The organism is Pseudolysinimonas sp. (genome assembly GCF_031389465.1).
GTDB lineage: Bacteria > Actinomycetota > Actinomycetes > Actinomycetales > Microbacteriaceae > Pseudolysinimonas_A.
This window is the reverse complement of sequence record NZ_JANMSQ010000282.1, coordinates 1-3540: the sequence shown is the minus strand read 5'-3', so window position 1 is coordinate 3540 and position 3540 is coordinate 1. Positions and strand designations below refer to the sequence as shown.

Annotated in this window: 7 protein-coding genes; all 7 read left to right on the top strand. The window is 66.4% G+C overall.

Annotation, left to right across the window (positions count from 1 at the left end; all coding sequences use genetic code 11):
- Position 1 precedes the first annotated feature (1 nt).
- The gene (locus RMO30_RS11105) at positions 2-799 is read left to right on the top strand and encodes a metal ABC transporter permease (RefSeq protein WP_309713326.1); all 798 of its coding nucleotides are present in this window, start codon (positions 2-4) and stop codon (positions 797-799) included.
- Positions 796-1185, top strand: a complete 390-nt coding sequence (locus RMO30_RS11100; protein WP_309713323.1) for a transcriptional repressor — start codon at positions 796-798, stop codon at positions 1183-1185. Before RMO30_RS11105 ends, RMO30_RS11100 begins: the two co-directional genes overlap by 4 nt.
- A gap of 48 nt (positions 1186-1233) precedes the next feature.
- Positions 1234-1956: a hypothetical protein gene (locus tag RMO30_RS11095; RefSeq protein WP_309713321.1), complete on the top strand. Its 723-nt coding sequence runs from the start codon at positions 1234-1236 to the stop codon at positions 1954-1956.
- A 197-nt stretch (positions 1957-2153) separates the two neighbouring features.
- Positions 2154-2390 (top strand): 50S ribosomal protein L28, encoded by a 237-nt coding sequence (gene rpmB, locus RMO30_RS11090; RefSeq protein WP_309713319.1) that lies wholly within the window; start codon positions 2154-2156, stop codon positions 2388-2390.
- Positions 2390-2557 carry a 50S ribosomal protein L33 gene (rpmG, locus tag RMO30_RS11085; RefSeq protein ID WP_191283688.1) on the top strand — a complete coding sequence of 56 codons (168 nt, stop codon included), beginning with the start codon at positions 2390-2392 and terminating at the stop codon, positions 2555-2557. The genes rpmB and rpmG overlap by 1 nt, the downstream gene beginning before the upstream one ends.
- A gap of 2 nt (positions 2558-2559) precedes the next feature.
- Positions 2560-2865 carry a 30S ribosomal protein S14 gene (gene rpsN, locus RMO30_RS11080; RefSeq protein WP_309713316.1) on the top strand — a complete coding sequence of 102 codons (306 nt, stop codon included), beginning with the start codon at positions 2560-2562 and terminating at the stop codon, positions 2863-2865.
- A gap of 183 nt (positions 2866-3048) precedes the next feature.
- A complete protein-coding gene (locus RMO30_RS11075; RefSeq protein ID WP_309713314.1) occupies positions 3049-3339 on the top strand; it encodes an HU family DNA-binding protein in 291 nt (96 codons plus the stop codon).
- The last annotated feature ends 201 nt before the right edge of the window (positions 3340-3540 follow it).

Below are 3540 nucleotides of genomic sequence, written 5' to 3'. Positions count from 1 at the left end.
GCTGCTGCGCAACTCGCTCCTCGCGGGACTCGTGCTCGGGATCGTCGGCGGACTCATCGGAGTCTTCGTGATGTCGCGCGACCTGGCGTTCGCGGTGCACGGTGTCAGCGAGCTGTCGTTCGCAGGTGCCGCCGCAGGTCTGCTCACCGGCGTCGGCGTGGTCACCGGATCGATCGCAGGATCGCTGATCGCCGCCGTGCTGATCGGGCTGCTCGGTGCGCGGGCGCGCGATCGCAACTCGATCACCGCAGTGCTGATGCCGTTCGGGCTCGGCCTCGGCATCCTGTTCCTCGCCCTCTACCCGGGTCGGGCGTCGAACAAGTTCGGGTTGCTGACCGGGCAGATCGTCGCGGTCGACGACCCGCGGCTCGGGGTGCTCGCGATCGTCGGCGCGATCGTCGTAGTCGGGCTACTAATCCTGTGGCGCCCGCTCACCTTCGCGAGCGTGGACGCCGAGGTGGTGGCTTCGCGAGGGGTACCGACACGCGCGCTGTCGATTGCGTTCATGGTGCTGCTCGGACTGTCGGTCGCGATCGGCGTCCAGGTCGTTGGGGCGCTGCTTGTGCTGTCGGTGCTCGTCACACCGGCAGCGGCGGCCCTTCGAGTGTCGTCGTCGCCGGTCGTCGTACCGGTGCTGAGCGTGACGTTCGCCACCGTGTCGCTGGTGGGAGGCATTCTGCTCGCCCTCGGCGCAAGCGTTCCGATCAGCCCGTACGTGACGACGATCTCGTTTCTGATCTACCTGGTGTGCAGACTGGTCGGCAGAGCGCGAAACCGAAAGACGGTGAGAACGACATGAAGCGCAACACCTGGCAGCGGGATGCGGTGCGCGAGGCGCTCGGCGAGTCCGACGGTTTCGTCAGCGCGCAGTCTCTGCATGCTTCCCTCAAGGGCGGGGGTTCGACCGTCGGCCTCGCGACCGTGTACCGCGCACTCGCCGACCTGGCGACCGAGGGCGAAGCCGACTCTCTGCAGCAAGACGGCGAGAGCCTTTATCGCGCGTGCACGCCCAACAGTCATCACCACCACCTGATCTGCCGGTCGTGCGGAACCACGGTCGAGATCGCGGCGGATGAGGTCGAGACCTGGGCACAAACGGTCGCCGCCCAGCACGGGTTCACGCAACCGCGGCACATCGTGGATGTCTTCGGCTATTGCCCGGACTGCACCCGCACGGCAAACTGACGATAGCTCGCCGTCAACCCACTGACGGCCCTCATCCGTCGGGGTGACATGACGACCTCTCGCCGCACGCTTCTCGCACTCGCCGGCATTCCGTTGCTGCTCGCCCTCTCGGCGTGCGTCCCGAGCGACCCCACCCCGCGTCCCACCAGCACGTCGACCTCATCGCCGACTCCTGAAGAGTCCGAGAGCGCGAGCCCGACGCCGACCGCCGGGGAAGCCTCCACCGCCGCGTTGGTCGTGGTTACGGCAACCGGCATCTCCGTATTCGGAACCGATGGCTCGACCCTCGCGAGCGAGACGTACCGCACCGATGCCGCCACCGTCGCCGCGCACCTCGCCGAAGCCCTCGACGAGGAAGTGGCCGTCACGAACCTCCCTGAGGTGGAGGGCGGCGTCTGCCCGGCGCAGACCGTCTACACCTTCGGCGGGCTGGATATCTCGACGCCGCCCGGGATCGGGTCGGCGGGATTCCTTGAATCGGGTGACCTGTACGACGCTTACGTTTCGGGAGCCACCACGGCGGGTGGTGTGGCGATCGAGACGGTCGCTGGGCAGCGGGTGGGGTCGACTCGCGCCGCCTTCGAAGCAGCGGTCGGCGATGAAATCCGGCTCGAGCAGTACGAACCGAACATCGCGTACGGGTTCGACATCGTGAACCCTGAGGCCGGCCCGTATGACTACATCGGCGTTCAGGGGTGGTTCGACGATGACGGCCGGATGTCTGGGTGGGGCGCCCCCGCTGCCATCGGGTTCGTCGGCGGCTGCAGCTAGCCCTGAGCGCTGTTGCCCGCAGGGCCATCCTCACGTAGTATCGACAAGTTGTCCCGGAAACGGGGCTTCTTGTACGTGCCCCTCGGCCTTGGCCGGGAGGTTCACGTGCCGACAAGTGACCTTGGGTGGGGCGATCGCCCCACGGTAGCTAGGTGGATGTCGTCTAGGGACGCGTTCGCCACGATTTTGGAGGAACCATGGCAGCCGTGTGCCAGGTGACCGGAGCCGTACCCGGCTTCGGACACAACATCTCGCACTCGCACCGCCGGACGAAGCGCCGCTTCGACCCGAACGTGCAGAAGAAGAAGTACTACGTCCCGTCGCTTCGGCGCACGATCACCCTCACGCTGTCCGCCAAGGGCATCAAGGTGATTGACGCCCGCGGCATCGAAGCTGTGGTCCAGGACCTCCTGGCCCGTGGGGAGAAGATCTGATGGCTAAGCAGCAGGATGTTCGACCCATCATCAAGCTCCGCTCCACCGCCGGCACCGGGTACACCTACGTGACCCGCAAGAACCGCCGCAACGACCCCGACCGCATCGTGCTCAAAAAGTACGACCCGGTGATCCGTAAGCACGTCGAATTCCGCGAGGAGCGCTAACCATGGCGAAGAAGAGCAAGATCGCGCGGAACGACCAGCGCAAGATCATCGTTGAGCGGTACGCCGCGAAGCGTCTGGAACTGAAGAAGGCGCTCGTCGACCCGAACGGCACCGACGAGTCCCGCGAGGCGGCCCGTTCGGGCCTGCAGAAGCTGCCGCGCAACGCCTCGCCGGTGCGCCTGCGCAACCGCGACTCGATCGACGGCCGCCCCCGTGGCGTGCTCGCCAAGTACGGCATCTCGCGGGTGCGTTTCCGCGACATGGCGCACCGCGGCGAACTGCCCGGCATCACCAAGTCGAGCTGGTAACCACTCGTTCACACCGAAAACCCCGGTCCTTCCCAGGATCGGGGTTTTCGTGCGTTTGCCCATAGATACGCCGCACCGGGTCGAATTCCCCGGAAATCCCGATGTTTCCTGTTAGTTTCAAGGCGGTTCCGGGGGAGTTCCTCTCCGGCCGCCATCGAACACACAAGGTCCGAGGAGGACATCATGGCTGACAAGTCACTCAACAAGGCCGATCTCGTGGCCGCAATCGCCGCGGACTCAGGTCAGGGCCAGGCAGCGGTCTCCGCCGTCGTCGACTCGCTGTTCGCCGTCCTCGCCAAGTCGCTCTCCGACGGCGCGAAGGTCAGCATTCCGGGATGGCTGAGCGTCGAGCCGACGCAGCGCGCAGCGCGCATGGGCCGCAACCCCGCCACCGGCGAATCGATCCACATCGCCGCGAGCGTGGGCGTGAAGGTCTCGGCCGGCAGCAAGCTGAAGGCTGCGGCCAAGAAGTAACTGCTTCTCCGCAAGAGGCGTCGACTATGAGGTCGGCGCCTTTTGTCGTCTCCCGTCCCGCTTTTCGGGGGGTCGGCGGACTGGCGGGCAACGCGCGACGAGAGGATTACGCCGCACTTTGCCCGCCAGACCGCCTCACGTTCTGGGCACGATCCGCGCAACTCGGGGCGACGTAGGCTGAGCGGGTGCTTCGCCTTGCCC

What these genes read in the sequence shown, in the direction of transcription:
- RMO30_RS11100 (WP_309713323.1), top strand. Translation starts at nt 796, where the DNA reads ATGAAGCGCAACACCTGGCAGCGGGATGCGGTGCGCGAGGCGCTCGGC.
- RMO30_RS11095 (WP_309713321.1), top strand. Translation starts at nt 1,234, where the DNA reads ATGACGACCTCTCGCCGCACGCTTCTCGCACTCGCCGGCATTCCGTTG.
- rpmB (WP_309713319.1), top strand. Translation starts at nt 2,154, where the DNA reads ATGGCAGCCGTGTGCCAGGTGACCGGAGCCGTACCCGGCTTCGGACAC.
- rpmG (WP_191283688.1), top strand. Translation starts at nt 2,390, where the DNA reads ATGGCTAAGCAGCAGGATGTTCGACCCATCATCAAGCTCCGCTCCACC.
- rpsN (WP_309713316.1), top strand. Translation starts at nt 2,560, where the DNA reads ATGGCGAAGAAGAGCAAGATCGCGCGGAACGACCAGCGCAAGATCATC.
- RMO30_RS11075 (WP_309713314.1), top strand. Translation starts at nt 3,049, where the DNA reads ATGGCTGACAAGTCACTCAACAAGGCCGATCTCGTGGCCGCAATCGCC.